The following is a 21,436-nucleotide window of genomic DNA, read 5'->3' as shown; positions in this document are numbered from 1 at the left end:
GGAGCGAGCTTGCTCGCGATGGTTTCCCTGGTTACACAGATCCCGGATGTTTAACCCAAGAGATCCCCATGCCCCAACCGCGTCCCTACAGAGTTGCACTCAACGGCTACGGCCGTATCGGTCGTTGTGTCCTGCGTGCGCTGTTCGAGCGAGGGGATCGGGCCGGTTTTGAAATCGTTGCCCTCAACGATCTGGCCGACATGGCCAGTCTCGAATACCTGACCCGTTTCGACTCCACCCACGGCCGCTTTCCCGGCGAAGTGCGGGTCGAGGACGATTGTCTGCATATCAATGGCCACTGCGTGAAAGTCTTCCGCCGTGCCAACCCCGAAGAGATCGACTGGGCCGCGCTGGACGTGGACCTGGTGCTGGAGTGCTCCGGCGCCTATCACACCCGCGCGGACGGCGAACGCTTCCTCGCCGCCGGCGCGCCGCGGGTGCTGTTCTCCCAGCCGATGGCCAGTGAGACCGATGTCGATGCCACCATTGTCTACGGCATCAACCAGGAGTGCCTGACCGGCGACGAGCGCCTGGTGTCCAACGCCTCCTGCACCACCAACTGCGGCGTGCCGCTGTTGCGCCTGCTGGACCAGGCCATCGGTCTGGAATACGTGTCGATCACGACCATCCACTCGGCGATGAACGACCAGCCGGTGATCGACGCCTACCATGCCGAAGACCTGCGCCGTACGCGCTCGGCCTTCCAATCGGTGATCCCGGTGTCCACCGGCCTGGCGCGGGGCATCGAACGCCTGCTGCCGGAACTCGCCGGGCGAATCCAGGCCAAGGCCGTACGGGTGCCGACAGTCAACGTGTCCTGCCTCGACATCACCATGCAGACCGTCAGCGACACCGATGCCGTGGAGGTCAACCGGATCCTGCGCGAGGCCGCCACCCATGGCCCGCTCAAGGGCCTGCTGGCCTATACCGAGCTGCCCCACGCCAGCTGCGATTTCAACCATGACCCTCATTCGGCGATTGTCGATGCGAGTCAGACCCGCGTCTCCGGCCCCAGGCTGGTGAACGTGCTGGCCTGGTTCGACAACGAATGGGGTTTTGCCAACCGAATGCTGGATGTTGCAGGACATTATCTGCACACCATTCATCACAAACCGTAAACCAGAGATTGCGACCCATGACCGTGTTGAAGATGACCGACCTCGATCTGCAAGGTAAGCGCGTACTGATCCGCGAAGACCTCAACGTCCCCGTCAAGGACGGTGTTGTCACCAGCGATGCGCGTATCCTGGCTTCGCTGCCGACCATCAAGCTGGCCCTGGAAAAAGGCGCGGCAGTCATGATCTGCTCGCACCTGGGCCGTCCGACCGAAGGCGAGTTCTCGGCCGAGAACAGCCTCAAGCCGGTCGCCGACTACCTGAGCAAGGCCCTGGGCCGCGAAGTGCCGCTGGTGGCTGACTACCTGGGCGGCGTCGAGGTCAAGGCTGGCGACGTCGTGCTGTTCGAAAACGTGCGCTTCAACAAGGGCGAGAAAAAGAACGCCGACGACCTGGCCCAACAATACGCCGCCCTGTGCGACGTGTTCGTGATGGACGCCTTCGGCACCGCGCACCGCGCCGAGGGTTCGACCCATGGCGTGGCCAAGTTCGCCAAGATCGCCGCCGCCGGCCCGCTGCTGGCCGCCGAACTGGAAGCATTGGGCAAGGCCCTGGGCGCGCCGGCCAAGCCGATGGCGGCCATCGTTGCCGGTTCCAAGGTGTCGACCAAGCTCGACGTGCTCAACAGCCTCAGCCAGATCTGCGACCAACTGATCGTCGGTGGCGGCATCGCCAACACCTTCCTGGCCGCTGCCGGTCACCCGGTGGGCAAGTCGCTCTACGAGCCGGACCTGCTGGACACCGCCCGCGCCATCGCGGCCAAGGTCAGCGTGCCGCTGCCGGTGGACGTGGTGGTGGCCAAGGAGTTCGCGGAGAGCGCCGCCGCTACCGTGAAACTGATCGCCGACGTGGCCGCTGACGACATGATCCTCGACATCGGCCCGCAAACCGCCGCGCACTTCGCCGATCTGCTGAAGTCGTCGAAGACCATCCTGTGGAACGGTCCGGTCGGGGTGTTCGAGTTCGACCAGTTCGGCAACGGCACCAAGGTCCTGGCCCAGGCCATCGCCGACAGCTCGGCGTTCTCCATCGCCGGTGGTGGCGACACCCTGGCGGCCATCGACAAGTACGGTGTTGCCGCGAATATCTCCTACATTTCCACCGGTGGCGGTGCCTTCCTCGAGTTCGTCGAGGGCAAGGTCCTGCCGGCCGTGGAAGTGCTGGAAAGCCGCGCCAAGGCCTGAGTCGGCACTGGCCTTTGACAGGGAGTCTCATATGGTCAAGCCGTCAACGCTGCTGATCCTGGCGGGTGTGCTGGCCGGTTGTGCCGGCAAACCCGGGGCCGGGACGGCGGCAGAGGTCGCCCCGCCTGCCGGCAAAGGTTGCTACCAGGCCGACTGGCAGGCGGAAACCGCCCCGGTGATCAACAAGCGCCTGGGGCCGGACGGGCTGGAAAAGTACGACACCTCGTCCGGGACCCGGGAACAGGGTTGTCCTTGACGGGTCAGATTCACTACAGGCAGTGCTGACGGCCAGGGGCCGTCAGTCGAGGAAGCGGCATGAAAGGCTTTATCGCTCTTGTTTCACTGGCAGCCCTGGGGGGTTGCGCCGTCTTCAACCAGGCGTCGGCCCCGGCGGACAACTGGACGCACTGGACCTGTGACAGCCAGGCCGAAGTGCTCTGGCGTTATGCCGACAGTGCGCAGCAGGCGGTCGACGTGCGCCTGGGCAGCGGTGACCAGGTGTATCGCCTCAAGCCCGAGGCCGGCGCCGTCGAGAGCGGTGTGTTGTACAGCGACAACGTATTGGCGTTTCACAAAAAAGGTGAGGAAGGCCTGGTTTACTGGGTTGCCACCAACGATTTGATCGGCCGGGCCTGCAAGGCGCACTAACCCCCGATCTGCAATGACTTGAATAGCAGCCGCCGCTCCGGCAGGCTTGCACGATTAACGACCCTCGACCGGGAGAGACACACACAATGGCACTTATCAGCATGCGCCAGATGTTGGACCACGCAGCCGAATTCGGCTACGGCGTTCCAGCCTTCAACGTCAACAACCTTGAGCAGATGCGCGCCATCATGGAAGCCGCTGACAAGACTGACTCCCCGGTGATCGTCCAGGCTTCGGCCGGTGCCCGCAAATACGCCGGCGCGCCGTTCCTGCGGCACCTGATCCTGGCCGCCATCGAAGAATTCCCGCATATCCCGGTGTGCATGCACCAGGACCACGGCACCAGCCCGGACGTCTGCCAGCGTTCCATCCAGCTGGGCTTCAGCTCGGTGATGATGGACGGTTCCCTGGGCGAAGACGGCAAGACCCCGACCGACTACGAATACAACGTCCGTGTGACCCAACAGACCGTGGCCATGGCTCACGCCTGTGGCGTTTCGGTTGAAGGCGAGCTGGGTTGCCTGGGTTCGCTGGAAACCGGCATGGCCGGTGAAGAAGACGGCATCGGCGCCGAAGGCGTGCTGGACCACAGCCAGATGCTGACCGACCCGGAAGAAGCCGCGGACTTCGTCAAGAAGACCCAGGTCGATGCCCTGGCCATCGCCATCGGCACCAGCCACGGCGCCTACAAGTTCACCAAGCCGCCTACCGGCGACGTGCTGGCGATCGACCGCATCAAGGAAATCCACAAGCGCATCCCCAACACTCACCTGGTGATGCACGGTTCGTCGTCGGTGCCGCAAGAGTGGCTGGCGATCATCAACCAGTACGGTGGCGACATCAAGGAAACCTACGGCGTGCCGGTTGAAGAAATCGTCGAAGGCATCAAGCACGGCGTGCGCAAGGTCAACATCGACACCGACCTGCGCCTGGCGTCCACCGGTGCGATGCGTCGCCTGATGGCCACCAACCCGAGCGAGTTCGACCCGCGCAAGTTCTTCGGCGCCACTGTGACCGCTATGCGTGACGTGTGTATCGCCCGTTACGAAGCTTTCGGTACTGCCGGCCAGGCCTCGAAGATCAAGCCGATCTCCCTCGAAGCGATGTTCCAGCGTTACCTGAAAGGTGAGTTGAACGCCAAGGTCAACTAAGACCGGCAGCGTCATAAAAAACCCGCAGCGATGCGGGTTTTTTGTGGGCGAGAGTCAAGGAAGTTTGAAGCCGAACACTACCTTGTGGCGAGCGGGCTTGCCCGCGCTCGACTGCGCAGCAGTCGCAAAACCATAGTCCCGGTTACGTCTGATACAGCACATTGGCCGGTTTTGGGGGCGCTTCGCACCCCAGCGCGGGCAAGCCCGCTCGCCACAAGACCGTGCTCAGCCTCACATTTCCTTAGCTGGCTGACATTACCTCTGTATCGACGTTTGCCGGTCGTATGACCGCGCTTTCAAGCAACACACCCACATTGCCACGCAATAGGCTCAATGCGGGCTCACCTGCGGCGGATGGAAAGACTCGCCAGTCCAGATATCGCCTACACGGACATCTTCCCCTGAAGGGACCATGATCCAGTGCCAGAGGCGGAGGTGGGAGGGATGGTAGGGCGGTTGTTGCTCCGCCTCCCTGATTTCACTCACGTAATAGCCGTGAAGGCTGGACTCGATGACCAAGGCCCATTTCATATCTGCCCCTGCATGCCATTGATGGTCAGTTACTGAGGATGTTGATCACGGTTTGCAAACCGGTCTACTGTCAGAAATGACAGGGTTATAGACGGTTTCTGAATAGTAAGTAGCACCTTAAAGAATAAAGTGGCGTTTTTAAGGGGTGTCTGTTGTTTGGTAATCACTGAATAATTAATGCTGTAAGGGGAGCGGCCTTTATGGAAGATAGCAGGATGTGAAAAAGTCGAAAACAATATAAAAACTGTCAGTTCTGACAGTAGCCAAATCCGCTCGAATCCTGCACTTTCAAGGCCCACTTACTGTAAGGGAGTGTACGTCCATGAGCTCAAAAGGCAAAAAGGTGAAAAAGGCGGGTGTGGGTTTTAAAGGCGCGGCTGGGGCTACGCTCAAGCCGGAGGCGGCAGCCCCGGATTTCAAGGGCGCGGCGCAGACCACGCTCAAGCCGGAAGAGGGTGTGATGCCAGAGTTCAAAGGTTCGGCATCCGCCAAGCTTAATAAATAGAAGTTTTTTTGCAGGACTGAAAAGGGACGGAATTATTCATTATCCGCCCCCTCCGCATCTGTATCGACGCTTTACGCCGGCCGTATGCCGCACCTTCAGATAGTTGTTGGCCTCGCGGCACGACCCGTTGCACAGCCGACCGCCGATCCGGCGAGCGCTTGACGTCAATCTGTCGACGAATAGGACGCCCACAGCCATCCATAGAATGAACCTGTTGGGCTTCTATTAAAAACCGATATAAATACCTGTTATTTATGACAGTTGTTTTTCATCGGTCAAATTCACAGGATAAAGGTCCAATAGCTGACAAAAAGGGTTTCACTATGGACGAAGAGGAAGCGAGGAACGAGCCTGAATATCTGAAGTACTTCAAGCGCAAACAAAAGATCAACCTGCTCGGGAGGCTGCATGGCCGCGAAGTGGAATCCGAGCGTGGCGAGCTGTGCTGCATCGACTGGACGCGCCGAACGCTGACCTATCATGGCGAATTCGGTTTATACAATACGGTGCGTTTCGATGAGATCTACGAGATTGAACCCATTGCGGAGTATCGAACCTCGTAGGCGTGACTGACCGTGTCAACGGTCGTCGCCGTTGTACGGCGCGGGCTCGCAGGCCTGAGGCGTTTTCCGAGCCGCGTCCGAGGGCTGGTCACCGACCGTTAGTCGGGAGATCGTGGACATGGCTGGATGATGGCCTATTGCTCACTACGCTTTGCACAATCCCGGTCTAGAGTAGTCGATAGGTTTAGTCCGGTTTTCATGCGATTTCCGGTGGAGTCCCCCGAACAAGAGAAGCAGCATGGATTGCGTGCAACAGATACCCGGTGATGGTAGTTCCGTCCTTCTGGTCGTTGATGATTACCCTGAAAATCTGATCAGCATGCGTGCCTTGCTGGAACGTCAGGATTGGCAGGTGGTTACTGCCGCCTCAGGCATTGAGGCGCTGACGTTGCTGCTCGAGCATGAGATTGACCTGGTGTTGCTGGATGTACAGATGCCTGGGATGGACGGTTTCGAAGTGGCCCGCCTGATGCGCGGCAGCCAGCGCACGCGTCTGACCCCGATTATTTTCCTCACCGCCAACGAGCAGACCCAGGATGCCGTGATCAAGGGCTATGCCAGCGGTGCCGTGGATTACCTGTTCAAACCGTTCAACCCCGATATCCTCAGGCCCAAGGTCCAGGCGTTGCTGGAACAGCAGCGCAACCGCCGGGCCTTGCAATGCCTGAGTCGCGACCTGGAAGCCGCCCGGGCGTTCAATGCCTCGGTGCTGGAGAATGCCGCCGAAGGCATCCTGGTGGTCAACGACGACGGCACGGTCCGTTTCGCCAACCCGGCGATTTCACGTTTGCTCAATGTGTTGCTGGAGGACCTGGCCGGCCGGCCGTTCCTGGATTTTCTGCAAAACCCGCATTTTCCCGAGTGGCTGTCCTCACCCTTGTACGAGGAATACCGCAAGGGGGAAACCTATCGCGTGCATGATGCCTACTTGCGCACCAGCCAGGAGCAGATGCTGCCCGTGGCCTTGTCCTGCGCGCCGTTGCCCTCCGACCAGAAGGCCATGGTGGTGACGGTGCTGGACATGTCGGTGGTGCAGCATCTGCACAAGCAACTGGAGTTCCAGGCGGTGACCGATCCGCTGACCGGCCTGCTCAATCGCCGGGGCTTCTACCAGACCGCGGAAAATACCTTGCGCCGCAGCGACCGCGCGGACCAGTCCCTGGTGCTGCTGTACCTGGACCTCGACGGTTTCAAGCGGGTCAACGATTCCCTCGGCCATGAAGCCGGCGACCGGGTGCTGCGCTGGGTGTCGGAACAGTTGAAGTCCTGCCTCAACCCCTTCGACATCCTGGCGCGCATGGGCGGTGACGAGTTCACCGCCTTGCTCAACCTCGAGCGCCCCGAGCAGGCGGCGAAAATCGCCGAGCGGCTGATCGAGCGGGTGTCGATTCGCCAGCAGATCGACGGCATGGAAATGACCCTCGGCGTCAGCATCGGCATTGCCACCTACCCGGATTGCGGCGCCAACCTCGATGGCTTGCTGCGCGCGTCGGACATCGCCATGTACGAGGCCAAGCGCGCCGGGCGCCAGCAGTATCGCTACTACGACACCGAGATGAACGGGCGCGCCCGCTCACGGTTGATGCTGGAGGAGAGCGTCCGTTCGGCGATCGAGAGCCAGGAATTCAAGATGGTCTATCAGCCGCAGGTGTCCCTGGAGGACGGCCGCCTGCGGGGGTTCGAGGCGTTGCTGCGCTGGCACCATCCCAGTGTCGGCGACGTCCCGCCGGGGCTGTTCCTGCCCTTGCTGGAGGAGGTGCGGTTGATCAGCCGGCTGGGCAGTTGGATCTATCGCCAGGCGGCGACCCAGCGACACGCCTGGAACGGTGTGTTCGCCGAGGACCTGGTGCTGAGCGTCAGCCTGAGCGCCACGCAGTTCAGCATGCCGAACCTGGCGGACGAGCTGCAGGAGGTGTTGGAGCGTCATGACCTGCGCGCGCATCAGCTGGAAGTCGAGGTGACGGAGGCGGCGCTGATGCAGGACTTCGAGGCTTCGCGCAAGCAACTGCGGCGGATCCGCGCCCTGGGCGTGCGCGTGGCCCTGGACGACTTCGGCTCGGGGCACTGTTCGCTGAACCACTTGCGCGACCTTGAGCTGGACACCCTCAAGCTCGACCGGCAGCTGATCGCCAAGATCCTCGTTTCACCCCGGGATGCGGCACTGGCACGTACGGTGATCGACCTGTGCAAGGAGTTTGGTTTGCTGGTGATCGCCGAGGGCGTGGAAACCGTGGAGCAATGGCAGTGGCTCAAGGCCAGTGGCTGTCCGCTGATCCAGGGGTTCCTGGTGGCCCGACCGCTGACGGCCAAGGACGCTACCGGCTTCGGCTCGACGTTCGACTGGAGCGCGTTGTCCGCGTGAATTCGCTACACTGGCCTTTTTTCGGTGTCCGCAAGGCCTGTCATGACTGTGCTGAAATACCTTCAGGCTTATCCCCCGTCCTTGCAGGAACAGGTCCGCCAGATGATTGCCCGGGATTCGCTGGGCGACTACCTGCGCCAGCGTTATCCGGAGCGGCATGCGGTGCAGAGCGACAAGGCGTTGTACAGCTACGCCCTGGCCCTGAAGCAGGAGCATTTGCGCAATGCGCCGGCCATCGACAAGGTGCTCTTCGATAACCGCCTGGACCTGACCCACCGCGCCCTCGGCCTGCACACCGCGATCTCGCGGGTCCAGGGCGGCAAGCTCAAGGCCAAGAAGGAAATCCGCATCGCCTCGCTGTTCAAGGAGGCGGCGCCGGAGTTTCTGAAGATGATCGTGGTGCACGAATTGGCCCACCTCAAGGAAGCCGACCACAACAAGGCGTTCTACCAGCTGTGCGAATACATGCAGCCCGGTTATCACCAGCTGGAGTTCGACCTGCGGGTCTACCTGACCTGGCGCGATCTTCAGGGCAAGTCCGCCAATCCATAGGCGCCGTCTTGAGTAGAGGCATGGGGCAGAAGGTCAACGACAAGGACTACCGGATGGACATCAGCAAGACCAAGAGCAGTTTCTACCGCCGCCTGTACGTGGCGTGGCTGATCGACAGCGGCGTGGCCAGCAGTGTCCCGGCGCTGACCGAAGTGACCGGCATGCCCCGGCGCACGGCCCAGGACACCATCCTGGCATTGGCCGACCTGGATATTCTCTGCGAGTTCGAGCAACAGGAGGGCGCCCGCAACCATGCCGGGCACTACCGGATCCATGGTTGGGGGGCGATCGACAAGGCCTGGATCGAACGCAACCTGGCTTCGATCAAGCAGGTGCTGGGTTACCCTTGAGTGAAGGGGGTCTTGCGCATCCCGATGTGCGGGATGTCATCCTCCAGATACTCCTCGCCCACCACCTCGAACCCGTAGCGCCGGTAATAAGCCTGCAAATGCGCCTGGGCCGACAGGTAGATCGGCAGTTCCGGCCAGAGTTTCCCGGCCTGATTCAGCGCCTGGGTCATCAAGTCGTGCCCCAGTCCCTGGCCGCGGGCCTCGGGGGCGATGACCACCCGCCCGATCACCACGTCGCCGCCCTGGGAAACCGGGTCGAGCAGACGCAGGTAGGCCACCAGCCGATCCTCCCGCCAGCCCATCAGATGGCAGGTGTCACCCTCCAGGTCGCGCCCGTCGACTTCCTGGTAAGGACATTTCTGTTCGACCACGAAGACTTCGGTGCGCAGTTGCAGGATGCTGTACAACTGTTCCTTGCTCAGGTCGCCATGATGTTTGCAGAGCCAGTCGGTGGTCATGCTCGCCTCTGGATTCAATAACGTGATGTCGATACTAGGCGGGTTGTCCCAGGTCGCCAACCCGGGATTTTTTTTAACCGTCAGGACAGAAGCTGGAAGGCTCCTTGCAGGAGATTCGCACGCGTGTTCCAGTTGGGTAGAGGCTACCCGCTATCATTGGTTTTGCCCGGCATCATCATCTTTGTGTAATCTGCTGGACCGCGCTTTTGCTCTGGCTCGGATGAGCTAATGTTAGGACCAGGGATGTAGCCGGTTGTTTTCCGACGGGCTCCTCGGGCTTCGGCTAACTGTGCTGGGCTATGTGCCCGCTAAGGATCTTTAGCATGCCGCGATTGCATCGAGCGCTTGCTTTGCTTGGATTGCTGCTGCTTTCACAGGGCGCTGCCGCGGACAGGTTGCGGTTGGTGGCCGACGGTTGGCCACCTTTTACCGATGCGACGCTGGTCAACGGTGGCCTGGCCACCGATATCGTCAGCACGGCGCTGGCACGTGCCGGCTACACCAGTGACTTCGAGCAGGTGCCCTGGGCCCGGGCGCTCAAGGGCGTAGGCGAAGGGCGCTATGACGTGCTGATCAATGCCTGGTACAGCGACGAGCGCACCCTGTTGGGGCAGTTCTCGGCGGAGTACCTGGTCAACCGCGTGCTGTTTCTCAAACGCAAGGAGTCGACCATCGAGTACGACAACTTGCAGCAGTTGCACGACCTGCCGATCGCGGTGGTGCGTGACTATGCCTATAGCGCCGAGTTCGACGGCGACGCGCAGTTGCAGAAGATCCCGGTGCACAACTTCGCCATGGCCGTGCGCATGCTGGCGGCGGACCGGGTGAAGCTGACCCTGGAAGACGAGTATGTGGCGCGCTACTACCTCAAGAGCGAGGCGCCACGGGTGCGCAACGCTGTGGAGTTCATGCCCAAGCCGTTGAGCGAGAACAGCCTGCATATCCTGGTCAGCCTGAAGAATCCGCAGCATGAGCAGATTGTCGCCGGGTTCGACCGCGAGATCGCGGCGATGAAGGCCGATGGCAGTTATGAGCGGCTGCTCAAGCTGCACGGGATGTGACAACCCCCTGACCTGAAGGCGCTACATACCCTGTAGGAGCCGGCTTGCCGGCGATGGTCGTCAACGATAACGCGGGGGATCAGACTGATCGCGGTGTGGCGACGTTCATCGCCAGCAAGCTGGCTCCTACAAGGATTTGCGGGGCCTCAGCTTTCTTCCGGATCCTTGATCAGGTGCGCCGCCAGGGTGCGCAGCGGCCCCAACTGCCGGCAGATCAACGCCAACTGGGTCTGCACCAGCCGCTGGATTTCGTCGATCTCGTCCGGCATCTGCTCCAGCTCGCTGGCCAGGGCTTCCTCGGCATCGCTTTGAATGGCGATGGGCGTCTTGTTCGCCAGGCCCGCGGCAATCTCTTCGATACTCGCCGCCAGCGTGCTACCGGCGCCCTCGAGCAGAGGCCCGCGCACGGCCTCCGGCAGCTGGTTTTCGCGGTGCGCGCCGAGCCCCGAGAGGTAGCTGAGCAGGGTGTGCGAGAGCACCAGGAAACGAAAGCCCACGTCGGCTTCCTTACGGAAATGTCCCGGCTCCATCAGCATGTTCGCCAGGGTGGTCGACAGCGCCGCGTCGGCGTTGTGGGCGTTGCGCCGGGCCAGGCGGTAGGCGAGGTCGTCGCTCTTGCCCTGGGCGTACTGGCGCATGATCTGGCGCAGGTACAGGCTGTTGCAGCTCAGGGTGTTGGCCAGCACCTTGTTCAGGCGGCGGCCTTGCCAGTCCGGCAGGAACAGGAACACCGCGAGGCCGGCGATCAGCGCACCCAGCAGGGTGTCGAGCAGACGCGGCAGGAACAGGCCGTAGCCGTCGCCCACCTGGTTGAAGCAGAACAGCACCGTCAGGGTCATGGCGGCGGTTGCCAGGGTGTAGCGGGTGGTGCGGTTGATAAAGAACACCACCCCGGCGGCGATGGTGAACAGGGCCTGGATCAAGGGACTCGGGAACAGGTCGAACAGGGCCCAGGCGGCGGTCAGGCCGAAGGCCGTGCCGAGGATCCGCTGGCCCAGTTTGCGCCGGGTGGCGCCGTAGCTCGGCTGGCAGACGAACAGGGTGGTGAGGATGATCCAGTAGCCCTGGGACGGGTGCACCAGGTGCACCATGCCATAGCCGATGCTCAGCGCCAGCGGCAGGCGCAGCGCATGGCGAAACAGCAGCGAAGTCGGCGTCAGTTGGGTGCGCAGGCGCGTCCAGACGTCCTTGAGGTTGCGCGGCGAACGGTCCAGCAGGCTGCTGTCGGTGGCGTCGGCGAGGCTGTCGGGGTTGCTCGCGTCGCTCAGCAGGCGGTCGAGGGTGCCGAGGTTGGCGGCCAGTGCCCGCAGCGAACGCAGCAGGCCGCGCCAGGCCGGGTTGCTCTGGATGCGCAGGTGCTCCAGGGAGGCGTGCAGGTCGCCCAGGGCTTCGGCGAAGCTGGCGTCGTAGACGAACGGCTGGCGCAGTCGGATCGACGCCGCCAGGGCCTGGCAGGCCTTGCCTTGCTCACGCAGCAGGCGCTGGCAGCGGAACAGCACGTCGCTGTGAAAGAACGCCTCGGCCAGTGCGTTGTACGGATAGTGCGAGGAGCTGGCGCGCTCGTGGATGTCCTGGGCGAGGAAGTACAGCTTCAGGTAGCGGCTGACCTTCGACCCCGGCCGACTGTCGCCGACCCGATGCAGGATGATCTCCTTGGCGCTGTTCAGCGCCGCCACCACCTTGCCGTTCTGCTGCGCCAGTTCCAGGCGCCGGGCTTCCACGTCCAGTTGGCGGATGGGTTCGAACAGCGAGGACTTGAGCTTGAGGTAGTAGCCCAGTTCGCGGAACAGCTTGGCCAGGCTCTGTTGCACCGGCTGGTTGGAGAACATCGCCTGCCAGAGGACCGAGAGCACGCCGTACCAGGCCGCGCCGGTCACCAGCAGCACCGGTTCGTGCCAGAGGTTGGCGACTTCGCCGCCGCGCTGGTCGACGCCGATCATGGTGTAGACCGACAGGATCAGGGTCGCCGAGGCAATGGCGCCGTAGCGCTCGCCCAGCGCGCCGAGCATGGTCAGGGCAAAGGCGGCCAGGGCCATGGCGCAGACGAAGATCCACGGATAGGGGAACAGCAGCTCGACCGAGAACGCCGCGACGCTGAAGCACACCAGCGTCACCGCCAGGGCGTTGAGGCGGCCCTGCCAACTGTCATCGGTCTCGGCCAGGGCGCTGGCGATGACCCCGAGGAACAGCGGGATCAGGAGCTTCATCTCGTTCTGGAACCAGCACAGGGTCATGATGCCGGTCAGGGCAATGAACACCCGAACGCTATAGCTGAATTTGTCCAGGGCCCAGAGGCGGCGCAGGGATTGGTTGAACGAGGTCGATGCCATGTAGGAGTGAGAGCCTGCCAAGCGGTTGATCTGAATGATGTGTAGACGGGCGGCATTGCACTGGCGCCACATCGGCCTACAGCAAAATTTGTTCCGTGATCGTCGATTGCCTTTTTGAAGCGGCCTGCAATCAACCTTGTGGGAGCCGGCTTGCTGGCGATTCGGGCGATGCGGTGTTTCAGGTACACCGCGTTATCGTTTATCGCCAGCACGCCGGTTCCCACCAGGCTCAGGCGAATTGCGCCGCCGCGTACCCCGAGGCCCAGGCCCACTGGAAGTTGAAGCCGCCCAGGTGGCCGCTGACATCCAGCACTTCACCGATGAAGTAGAGCCCGGGGCTTTTCAGCGATTCCATGGTTTTCGACGACACTTCCCGGGTGTCGACGCCCCCCAGGGTCACTTCGGCGGTGCGATAGCCTTCCGTGCCGGCGGGCACGAGCTGCCAGTCGCCAAGTTTGCGCGCGACCTCGGCCAGCTCCGCCGGGGTGTACTGCTTCATCGGCTTGGAGACGAACCAGTGCTCGGCCAGCAGGTTGGCCATTTTCTTGGTGAACAGCTCGCCCAGCAGGGTTTTCAGTTCGCTGTTGGGCCGTTCGGCCTGTTGCTGTTGCAGCCAGTCGAGGGCGTCGTGGTCCGGCAGCAGGTTGATGTGCAGCGTCTCGCCGGGGTTCCAGAACGAGGAGATCTGCAGGATCGCCGGACCGCTGAGGCCGCGGTGGGTGAACAGGATATTTTCCCGGAAGCTCTGGTCGTTGCAGCTCACCAGGCAATCGACCGAGGTCCCGGACAGTTCCGTGCACAGGGCCTTGAGTTGATCGGTAATGGTGAACGGCACCAGGCCCGCCCGGGTCGGTAACACCTGGTGGCCGAACTGCTTGGCGACCTGATAACCGAAACCGGTCGCGCCCAGGGTCGGGATCGACAGGCCGCCGGTGGCGATCACCAGCGACTGGCAGGTGATCTGGCCGAGGGTGGTTTCCAGCAGGTAGCCGTTTTCCAGCTTTTCGATTTGCTGGATGGCGGTGTCCAGGTGCAGGCTGACGCCGGCCTGGTCACACTCGTCCAGGAGCATGCCGAGGATGTCGCTGGACTTGTTGTCGCAGAACAGCTGGCCGAGTTTTTTCTCGTGATAGGGCACGCCATGCTTGGCCACCATCGCGATGAAGTCCCATTGGGTGTAGCGGGCCAGGGCCGACTTGCAGAAATGCGGGTTCTGCGAGAGGAAATTGCCGGGCTCGGTGTACATATTGGTGAAGTTGCAGCGGCCGCCGCCGGACATCAGGATTTTCTTGCCGGCCTTGTTGGCGTGGTCGATCAGCATCACCTGGCGCCCGCGGGCGGCGGCGGTAAAGGCGCACATCAAGCCGGCGGCGCCGGCGCCGATGATCACAACGTCAGTAACGGGCACAACGATGTCCTTTTTTCAGAGAATTCGCACGCGCAGCGAGCGGCCCTTGATCTTGCCGCTGTTCAGGCGCTGCAAGGCCTGCTTGGCGATGCCGCGCTCCACCGCCACATAGGCCTGGAAGTCGAAAATCGCGATCTTGCCGACCTGGGTACCGGGAATCCCGGCATCGCCGGTCAGGGCGCCGAGGATGTCGCCCGGGCGGACCTTGTCCTTGCGCCCGGCCGCGATGCACAGGGTGCTCATGGCCGGCAGCAGCGGGCCGCCGCCCTGGGACTTGAGGTTGTCGAGCTGGTCCCAGTTCAACGCGGACTTCTGCACTTCCTCGATGGACCGCGCGCGCAGGCTTTCCGACGGCGCCACCAGGCTGATGGCAAGGCCTTTCTCGCCGGCCCGTCCGGTACGGCCGACGCGGTGGATATGCATCTCCGAATCCCGTGCCAGCTCGACGTTGATCACCATGTCGAGGGCATCGATATCCAGGCCGCGCGCCGCCACGTCGGTGGCGACCAGGACCGAGATACTGCGGTTGGCGAACATCGCCAGGACCTGGTCGCGGTCACGCTGCTCCAGGTCGCCGTGCAGGGCGACGGCGGACACGCCCTTGGCGGTCAGGTGGTCGACGGTATCCTGGACCTGCTGCTTGGTGAAGCAGAACGCCACGCAAGACGCCGGGCGGAAATGGTTGAGCACCTTGACCACGGCCTCCATTCGCTCTTCCGGGGAGATCTCGTAGAAGCGCTGTTCGATCTCGCTGTCGGCGTGCAGCGCCTCGGCCTTGACCTGCTGCGGGTTGCGCATGAACTTGGCGGCCAGCTGCTTGATGCTCACCGGGTAGGTGGCGGAGAACAGCAGGGTCTGCCGGCGCTCGGGGAGCTGGGCGATGATTTCCTCGATGGCGTCGTAGAAGCCCATGTCGAGCATGCGGTCGGCTTCATCGAGCACCAGGGTGTTGAGGCCGTGCAGGACCAGCGAGCCCTTGCGCAGGTGTTGCTGGATGCGCCCCGGGGTGCCGACGATGATGTGCGTGCCGTGTTCCAGGGAGGCGATCTGCGGCCCCAGGGCCACGCCGCCGCAGAGGGTCAGCACCTTGATGTTGTCTTCGGCGCGGGCCAGGCGACGGATTTCCTTGGCGACCTGGTCGGCCAGCTCGCGGGTCGGGCAGATCACCAGTGCCTGGCAGCCGTAGAAGCGCGGGTTGATCGGGTTCAGCAGGCCGATGCCAAAGGCGGCGGTCTTGCCGCTGCCGGTCTTGGCCTGGGCGATCAGGTCCATGCCCTTGAGGATCACCGGCAAGCTTTGCGCCTGGATCGGCGTCATCTGGGCATAACCGAGGGAGTCGAGGTTAGCCAGCATGGCGGCGGACAGTGGCAAAGAGTTAAACGCGGTGGCGATGGTGGTCACGGGACGGGCCTGCAAAACAAAATGTCGCGCAGTGTATCAGTCCCGACCGGCGGCGCCGCAAATTCTGGACGAAAAGTAGCCAAATAGTGCCGGAATCGTGTTTTGCCAGGCACTCAGTGTTCGATGTGCTGTTGCTGAACCACCTTGACCCGGCGCCCGTCCTGGGGCGAGAGCTGCAGGAAAATCGTCGCCGCCAGCATCGCCATGATGCCCACGGTGAGGAACGTCAGCTGGAACGCGCCGAGCACCGTTTCCACCCCATCATTGCCGACGGCGGCGGTGAAGCCGCCGAGCAGGGCGCCGGCGCAGGCCACGCCAAGACTCAGGGACAGCTGCGCGACCACCGACAGCAGGCTGTTGCCGCTGCTGGCGGACTTGTCGTCGAGGTCGATCAGGGTCACGGTGTTCATCGCGGTGAATTGCAGCGAGTTGATCGCCCCGGCAATCGCCAGCAGGCCCAGCAACAAGGGGTAGGGCGTGTGCTCGGTGACCAGGCCCATGACCGCGAGCATGATGCCCAGCGCCAGGGTGTTGCCGGTGAGCACGATGCGATAACCCAGGCGCTCGATCAGCGGCCGGGCAATGGATTTGGCGAACATCGCCGCCGCTGCCAGGGGCAGCATGCTCATCCCGGCCTGGGACGGCGAGTAACCCAGGGCCACTTGCAGCAGCAAGGGCACCAGGAACGGCAGGGCGCCGCTGCCCAGGCGGGCGAACAGGTTGCCGAGGATGCCCACCGCGAACGTCCGGGTCTTGAACAGCGACGGCGCGAACAGCGGGCTGTCGATATGCCCGGCCCGCAGCCAGTACGCCGCCAGGCAGGCGAGACCTGCGATCAGCAGTAACATTACCCGCAGGTGCGGCAGTTGCAGTTCGCCCAGGCCTTCCATGGCGATGGTGATCAGCAGCATCGCCGCGCCGAACAGTAGGAAACCGATGCCATCGAAGCGCGTGCGCTCGCTGCCGCGCAGGTCCGGGATGAACTTCCACACCGCGTAGCAGCCGAGCAGGCCCACCGGCAGGTTGATCAGGAAAATCCAGTGCCAGGTCAGGTACTGCACCATCCAGCCGCCCATGGTCGGGCCGATCAAGGGGCCGAGCAGGCCGGGGATGGTGATGAAGCCCATGATCCGTACCAGTTCCGAGCGCGGGTAGGCCCGCAGCACCACCAGCCTGCCGACCGGCAGCATCAGCGAGCCGCCCAGGCCCTGGATCACCCGGGCACCGACCAGCATGTTCAGTGAACTCGACAGGGCGCAGAGCAGGGAGCCGATGCTGAACAGCAGGATCGCGCTGAAGAAGATGCGCTTGGTGCCGAAACGATCGGAAATCCAGCCCGAGGCCGGGATCAGCAAGGCCACGGTGAGCATGTAGGCGATCACCACGCCCTGCATGCGCAGGGGGTTTTCCGCCAGGTCCAGGGCCATGGCGGGCAGTGCGGTGTTGAGGATGGTCCCGTCGAGGGATTGCATGAAGAAGGCAATGGCCACCACCCACGGTAGCCAGCGAGCGGTGGTGACGTCGAGAGGGGCGCGATCGGGCATGGGCGGCTCTATTTGTTAGCTGGCTACGTAAGTCGCAGTATGCCTGATCGGTCAGGAATCGCGTAAGGGCCTGTAGGAGCCAGCAAGCTGGCTCCTACAGGGGCTATCCGGCGCTGGCGGGCCGCAGAAAGCCGAGCAGGGCCTGATGGACTGCATTGGCGGCGGGGCGCGACTCCAGGTCCAGCAGGTGACCGGTGTCCTCGGCGACGGAAAAACTGCAGCGCGGGATGTACTGCTGAAACACTCGCGCCGACTCGGCGGGGGTGTAGATGTCCTTGGCGCCATTGATGAAATGCACCGGGCTGCGGATCCCGGACAGTGCCCGCAGGTAATTGCCATCGCCCAGTTGCAGCACCTGGTCGATATGAAAGCGCGCCTGGCGGTATTCGGTGCTGGGCATCGAGGACAGGTGCTGGTGGTTGGTGGTCTTGAGGCGCGACGGCAGGTAGTGGCCGACGGTGTCGTTGAGCAGGTGGCCGATGGCGGACTTGTCGTCTGCCGCGATCAACGCGTGGACCCGCTGCACGTAAGCCAGCATCGGCGGGTTCAGGTCGGGGGCCAGGGCCATCACCACCGAGCTCTCGATGGTCGGCGGGTGACGGGTCAGGGCCAGCAGGGTGGAAATGCCGCCCCAGGAGGCGGACACCAGGTGGTTGACCTCGAAACGTTGCACCAGGGCCAGGAGGATCTCCACCTCGTCGTCCTTGGTCACCAGGCCCGGATCGGGGTTGTAGGGTTGCGAGCGCCCGGCGAAGGGCAGGTCGAACAGCACCACGTTGAAATGTTCGGCCAGGCACTTGCCGGTGCGGGTGAAGGAACTGGTGGTGGCCAGGGCGCCGTTGACCAGCAGGACGGTCTTGCGCCGTGGATCGTCGCCGAGGCGTTCGACGTGGATGTTGAAGTGCCGGTACAGGTTGTTGATGACAAAGCTTCCATGATTCATATCAAGCTCCAGCAAAACACTTTCGGGGGGGATGAAAGAGGTGCGGTACTGAGTCAGAACGTCGCGGGTAAAGCCTGTTTTTTCCCAGGGGGGGCTGCGCGAAGGTGGCGTTTTGATAGTTCGGTAAAGGATAGGGGAATGTATAGCGCGCCGGGTTGCGTTGGGGCAACTGGCTGAACGGATAGGTGTGCGGGTATTTCGGTCAGGGCGGCCAGGGCGATTTTTGGGTCGCTGTGGACCTTGTAGGAGCCAGCTTGCTGGCGATAGTCGTCAACGAAAACGCGGGTTACCTGAAACCACGCGGCGTTCTTGAACTCATCGCCAGCAAGCTGGCTCCTACAGGTTTTGTGGCGTCCGCGAGAGCGGATTCCGGGTTACAGGGTCAAGGTCAGCTTGCTGACCAGCGCCCCCGGCAGCAGGTTCGACGCGGTCTGCCGCTGGTCGTAGGTGCTGGCCGACAACAGCAGCTCGCGCTCCTGGGTCAGGGCCTCCAACTGGCTGCCCAGCAGGCTGTAGGCACTGTCGTCGAAGCGCATGGTGCTGACCGGCGCCTGGATCTCGCCGTTCTCCACCCAGAAGGTGGCGAAGCGGGTCATGCCGGTCATCCGTGCCGCCGGTTGGTCCGAGTAGTTCAGGTACCACAGGTTGCTGATGTACAAGCCGGTGCCCAGTTGCTTGAGGATATCGGCCTGGGCCAGTTGCCCGGCGCGCATCTGCAAGGCACCGGGGTACTCGCCGCCGCTGGCGCCGTTGGTCGTCAGTCCGTATTCGGCGGCACTGCGGGAGTTGATCAGTTGCTGGTCGGCGACACCCGCGGCCACCAGCGACACATCGGCGCGTGGATAACCCTCGTTGGAAAACGCCGGGCTCAACGATCCGCTGATCTGCTCGTCAAGCCAGACCAGCGGGCTGAAGCGGGCCTCGCCGGCGTAAAGCTTCTGCAACGGGCTGTGCTTGCTGCCGATGGCCTGGGCCGAGAAACCGCCCCAACTGAGCATGCCCATGACTTCCTCGAGCGCCGCCGGTGCCAGGTAGGCGCGATATTCCCCCGGCGCCAGGGTACGCAACGGCCGCCCGAGAAATTCGAGCTGTTCACGGGCCTGCTGGAAGCGCCGGGCAAAGCTGTCGCTGTTCCAGTCATGGCCGGCGAAGCTGGCTTTCACCGCCTGGCCGTTTTCGTGGAACAGGCTCCAGTCGAAGTTGAAACTGTTGGCCTGGTGCCAGCCGAAGGCTCCGTCGGAGCTGGCAAAGCCCCGGCTGATGGGACCGGCGGCGTAGAAACCGACCATGTCCAGGCCGACCGAGGCCCGGCTGATCTCCTCCAGTACCTGGGCCGTGTCCGGCAGCGCATGGCTCTGCACGTTCTGGCTTTGCCAGGCGTTGTGGTTGAGCAGCAGGTAGGGGTCCGCCGGCAACAGCGGGAGGATCTCGCGCAGTTGTTGCAGGCCGTCCGCCAGGCGCTGACGGTCCGCTGCCCGTTCGCCGGAGAGGGTGATCTGCAAGTCGGCGTGGCGCCCCTCGTCGATCAGCTTGAAGCTCAACGTGGCCTGCTGCACCTGCCCGGCCTGGCGCACCCGGGCGTGATTGAAGCGGATAAAGTCCGACGACTCGGCGGCATAACCCAGGGTAAAGCGTTCCGTGGCGCGGAGCTGCTCCTGCAACCCCTCGACCAGGGCGCGGAAGTGTTCGACCTGACTCAGTGAAGTACTCATCAGGCATCTCCTCCAAACACATCGACGTTGCTGAAAACACAGGCGGGCGAAGCATGCCCGACCCGGATCACCTGGTTCGGCTCGCCCTTGCCGCAGTTCGGCGTGCCCAGTACCTGGAAGGTCCCGGCGTTGCCGACGGCGCTGAGGTTGCGCCAGAACTGCGCGGAAATCGCCCGGTAGTTGGGGTTTTTCACCACGCCCTTGAGCTCGCCGTTCTCGATCAACTGGCCCCACTCGCAGCCGAACTGGAATTTGTTGCGGGCGTCGTCGATGGACCAGGAGCGGTTGGTGGACATCAGGATGCCTTTCTCGATGCCGCCGACCAGTTGCTCGAAGGACTGGTCGCCCGGTTCGATATTGAGGTTGGCCATGCGGTCGATGGGCGGACGGTTCCAGCTGCAGGCGCGGCTGTTGGCGACTCCGTCCAGCCCGGCGCGGAACTGCGACAGTGCGCCGCCCAGCGGGCGCAGCAGGCGGCCTTCACGAATCAGGAATTCCTTGTGGGCCGGCGTGCCGTCGTCGTCATGGCCGTAGCTGGCCAACTGCTGTGGGATGGAGGGATCGAAGGTGACGTTGAGCAGCGGCGAGCCATATTGCAGGCTGCCGAAGTCGCTGGCCTTGACGAAGCTGGTGCCGGCGTAATTACGCTCGTCGCCGAGAATGCGATCCAGCTCCAGCGGGTGACCGATGGATTCGTGGATCTGCAGGATCATCTGGTCCGGGGTCAGCAGCAGGTCGCGCGGGCCTTGCGGGGTGTTGGGCGCCAGCAGCAATTGCAGGGCCTGGTCGGCGATCCGCGCGCCGGCGCCGATCAGGCCGGAACGCCCGATGACATCGGCGCTGCCTTGCTGGCCGAAGTTTTCCCGGCCCAGGGTGCGGGTCTGGCTGTCCGCGCCATCGTAGGCGGTGACCGTCAGGCCCGGGTAGACGAAGCGCAGGGCCTGGCGCAGTTCGGCGCCAGCGTTGTTGAGGTAGATCTGCTCGACCTCGGTCAGGCCGAGGCTGACTTCCCAGTTGACCAGCCGCTCGTCCTTGGGCACGGCGGCCGATTCGGCGCCGAGCAGGGCGTAGCAGTCGCTCAGGGACGGGAAGGCCTGGTCGAGCTGGGGCGAGCGATAGTCGGCGCGGTCGCTGGACACCACCTGCTGGCGCAGGTCGAGCAGGGCGTGGGGGGCCATCAGCCGGGCGTAGCCTTCGGCGCGTTCGAGGGCGCTTTGCAGGCCGGCCTGGGACAGATCGTTGGTGGCGGCGTAGGCTTCGACGCCGTTGACCCGCACGGTCAGCATCGCGCCTTCGTCGACACGCAGGCTCGGGGGTTCCGCCACGTTCTTGCGCACCGACAGGTATTGGCCGGATTCGCGGACGTAACGCAGCGAGAAGAATTCAGCGCCCGTGCGCAAGCCGGCGAAACGCTGCTTGAGCTGGGGGTGGAAGTCGAACATGGGGAACCTCCCTGGAAATGGCGGTGGCCGTAAGGGGGGCTGTATAAGCGGCCCCAATGACCAGTCTGTCAGGAAAAGGCAATTTTGCGAACGACACGAATCTTGTAGGAGCCAGCTTGCTGGCGATGAGCTCAAGAGCACCGCGTGGTTTCAGGTACCCCGCGTTATCGTTGACG

19 protein-coding genes are annotated in these 21,436 nt (G+C 63.2%); 11 read left to right on the top strand and 8 right to left on the bottom strand.

Annotated elements, in window-relative coordinates; translation table 11 throughout:
* Positions 1-68 precede the first annotated feature (68 nt).
* The 10 genes from epd (at position 69) to UCMB321_RS25200 (ending at position 8,961) form a co-directional block, all read left to right on the top strand.
* Complete coding sequence (epd, locus tag UCMB321_RS25245; protein ID WP_040071390.1) at positions 69-1,118, top strand: erythrose-4-phosphate dehydrogenase; 1,050 nt, start codon at positions 69-71, stop codon at positions 1,116-1,118.
* Between the two features lie 17 nt (positions 1,119-1,135).
* On the top strand, positions 1,136-2,299 hold the full coding sequence (locus tag UCMB321_RS25240; protein WP_040071389.1) for a phosphoglycerate kinase: 1,164 nt from the start codon (positions 1,136-1,138) through the stop codon (positions 2,297-2,299).
* A gap of 31 nt (positions 2,300-2,330) precedes the next feature.
* Positions 2,331-2,555: a hypothetical protein gene (locus UCMB321_RS25235; RefSeq protein ID WP_040071388.1), complete on the top strand. Its 225-nt coding sequence runs from the start codon at positions 2,331-2,333 to the stop codon at positions 2,553-2,555.
* A gap of 59 nt (positions 2,556-2,614) precedes the next feature.
* A complete protein-coding gene (locus UCMB321_RS25230; protein WP_040071387.1) occupies positions 2,615-2,947 on the top strand; it encodes an MliC family protein in 333 nt (110 codons plus the stop codon).
* An 86-nt stretch (positions 2,948-3,033) separates the two neighbouring features.
* The gene (fba, locus tag UCMB321_RS25225; RefSeq protein ID WP_040071386.1) at positions 3,034-4,098 is read left to right on the top strand and encodes a class II fructose-bisphosphate aldolase; all 1,065 of its coding nucleotides are present in this window, start codon (positions 3,034-3,036) and stop codon (positions 4,096-4,098) included.
* Positions 4,099-4,951: 853 nt separating this feature from the next.
* Positions 4,952-5,134: a hypothetical protein gene (locus UCMB321_RS25220; RefSeq protein WP_040071385.1), complete on the top strand. Its 183-nt coding sequence runs from the start codon at positions 4,952-4,954 to the stop codon at positions 5,132-5,134.
* A gap of 323 nt (positions 5,135-5,457) precedes the next feature.
* Positions 5,458-5,697 (top strand): hypothetical protein, encoded by a 240-nt coding sequence (locus UCMB321_RS25215; protein ID WP_040071384.1) that lies wholly within the window; start codon positions 5,458-5,460, stop codon positions 5,695-5,697.
* A 238-nt stretch (positions 5,698-5,935) separates the two neighbouring features.
* The gene (locus tag UCMB321_RS25210) at positions 5,936-8,059 is read left to right on the top strand and encodes a putative bifunctional diguanylate cyclase/phosphodiesterase (protein WP_040071383.1); all 2,124 of its coding nucleotides are present in this window, start codon (positions 5,936-5,938) and stop codon (positions 8,057-8,059) included.
* 42 nt (positions 8,060-8,101) lie between these two features.
* On the top strand, positions 8,102-8,611 hold the full coding sequence (locus tag UCMB321_RS25205; RefSeq protein ID WP_040071382.1) for a M48 metallopeptidase family protein: 510 nt from the start codon (positions 8,102-8,104) through the stop codon (positions 8,609-8,611).
* A gap of 53 nt (positions 8,612-8,664) precedes the next feature.
* A complete protein-coding gene (locus tag UCMB321_RS25200; RefSeq protein ID WP_040071429.1) occupies positions 8,665-8,961 on the top strand; it encodes a winged helix-turn-helix domain-containing protein in 297 nt (98 codons plus the stop codon).
* Here the strand turns inward: UCMB321_RS25200 and UCMB321_RS25195 are convergent.
* Positions 8,952-9,419: a GNAT family N-acetyltransferase gene (locus UCMB321_RS25195; protein ID WP_040071381.1), complete on the bottom strand. Its 468-nt coding sequence runs from the start codon at positions 9,417-9,419 to the stop codon at positions 8,952-8,954. The two genes, UCMB321_RS25200 and UCMB321_RS25195, sit on opposite strands and share 10 nt — an antisense overlap.
* Before the next feature lie 323 nt (positions 9,420-9,742).
* Between UCMB321_RS25195 and UCMB321_RS25190 the strand changes: the two genes are divergently transcribed.
* On the top strand, positions 9,743-10,480 hold the full coding sequence (locus tag UCMB321_RS25190; protein ID WP_040071380.1) for a substrate-binding periplasmic protein: 738 nt from the start codon (positions 9,743-9,745) through the stop codon (positions 10,478-10,480).
* Between the two features lie 146 nt (positions 10,481-10,626).
* Here the strand turns inward: UCMB321_RS25190 and yccS are convergent, their stop codons facing one another.
* From yccS to UCMB321_RS25155, 7 genes are all read right to left on the bottom strand, one after another.
* Positions 10,627-12,810 carry a YccS family putative transporter gene (yccS, locus tag UCMB321_RS25185; protein WP_040071428.1) on the bottom strand — a complete coding sequence of 728 codons (2,184 nt, stop codon included), beginning with the start codon at positions 12,808-12,810 and terminating at the stop codon, positions 10,627-10,629.
* Positions 12,811-13,039: 229 nt separating this feature from the next.
* On the bottom strand, positions 13,040-14,218 hold the full coding sequence (locus tag UCMB321_RS25180; protein ID WP_040071379.1) for a BaiN/RdsA family NAD(P)/FAD-dependent oxidoreductase: 1,179 nt from the start codon (positions 14,216-14,218) through the stop codon (positions 13,040-13,042).
* A gap of 15 nt (positions 14,219-14,233) precedes the next feature.
* Positions 14,234-15,571, bottom strand: coding sequence for an ATP-dependent RNA helicase DbpA (dbpA, locus tag UCMB321_RS25175; protein ID WP_245220850.1), 1,338 nt, complete (start codon positions 15,569-15,571; stop codon positions 14,234-14,236).
* Positions 15,572-15,732: 161 nt separating this feature from the next.
* Complete coding sequence (mdtD, locus tag UCMB321_RS25170; RefSeq protein ID WP_040071377.1) at positions 15,733-17,163, bottom strand: multidrug transporter subunit MdtD; 1,431 nt, start codon at positions 17,161-17,163, stop codon at positions 15,733-15,735.
* 103 nt (positions 17,164-17,266) lie between these two features.
* Entirely contained in the window at positions 17,267-18,106 is an 840-nt protein-coding gene (locus UCMB321_RS25165) for an alpha/beta fold hydrolase (RefSeq protein ID WP_040071376.1), read from the bottom strand.
* A 374-nt stretch (positions 18,107-18,480) separates the two neighbouring features.
* A complete protein-coding gene (locus UCMB321_RS25160; protein ID WP_040071375.1) occupies positions 18,481-19,818 on the bottom strand; it encodes a TldD/PmbA family protein in 1,338 nt (445 codons plus the stop codon).
* Positions 19,818-21,260 carry a TldD/PmbA family protein gene (locus UCMB321_RS25155; protein WP_040071374.1) on the bottom strand — a complete coding sequence of 481 codons (1,443 nt, stop codon included), beginning with the start codon at positions 21,258-21,260 and terminating at the stop codon, positions 19,818-19,820. Before UCMB321_RS25155 ends, UCMB321_RS25160 begins: the two co-directional genes overlap by 1 nt.
* Positions 21,261-21,436: the final 176 nt, after the last annotated feature.

This window comes from Pseudomonas batumici (genome assembly GCF_000820515.1).
GTDB classification, from domain to species: domain Bacteria; phylum Pseudomonadota; class Gammaproteobacteria; order Pseudomonadales; family Pseudomonadaceae; genus Aquipseudomonas; species Aquipseudomonas batumici.
The sequence above is the reverse complement of the archived record's forward strand: the minus strand, read 5'-3'. Positions and strand labels throughout refer to the sequence as shown.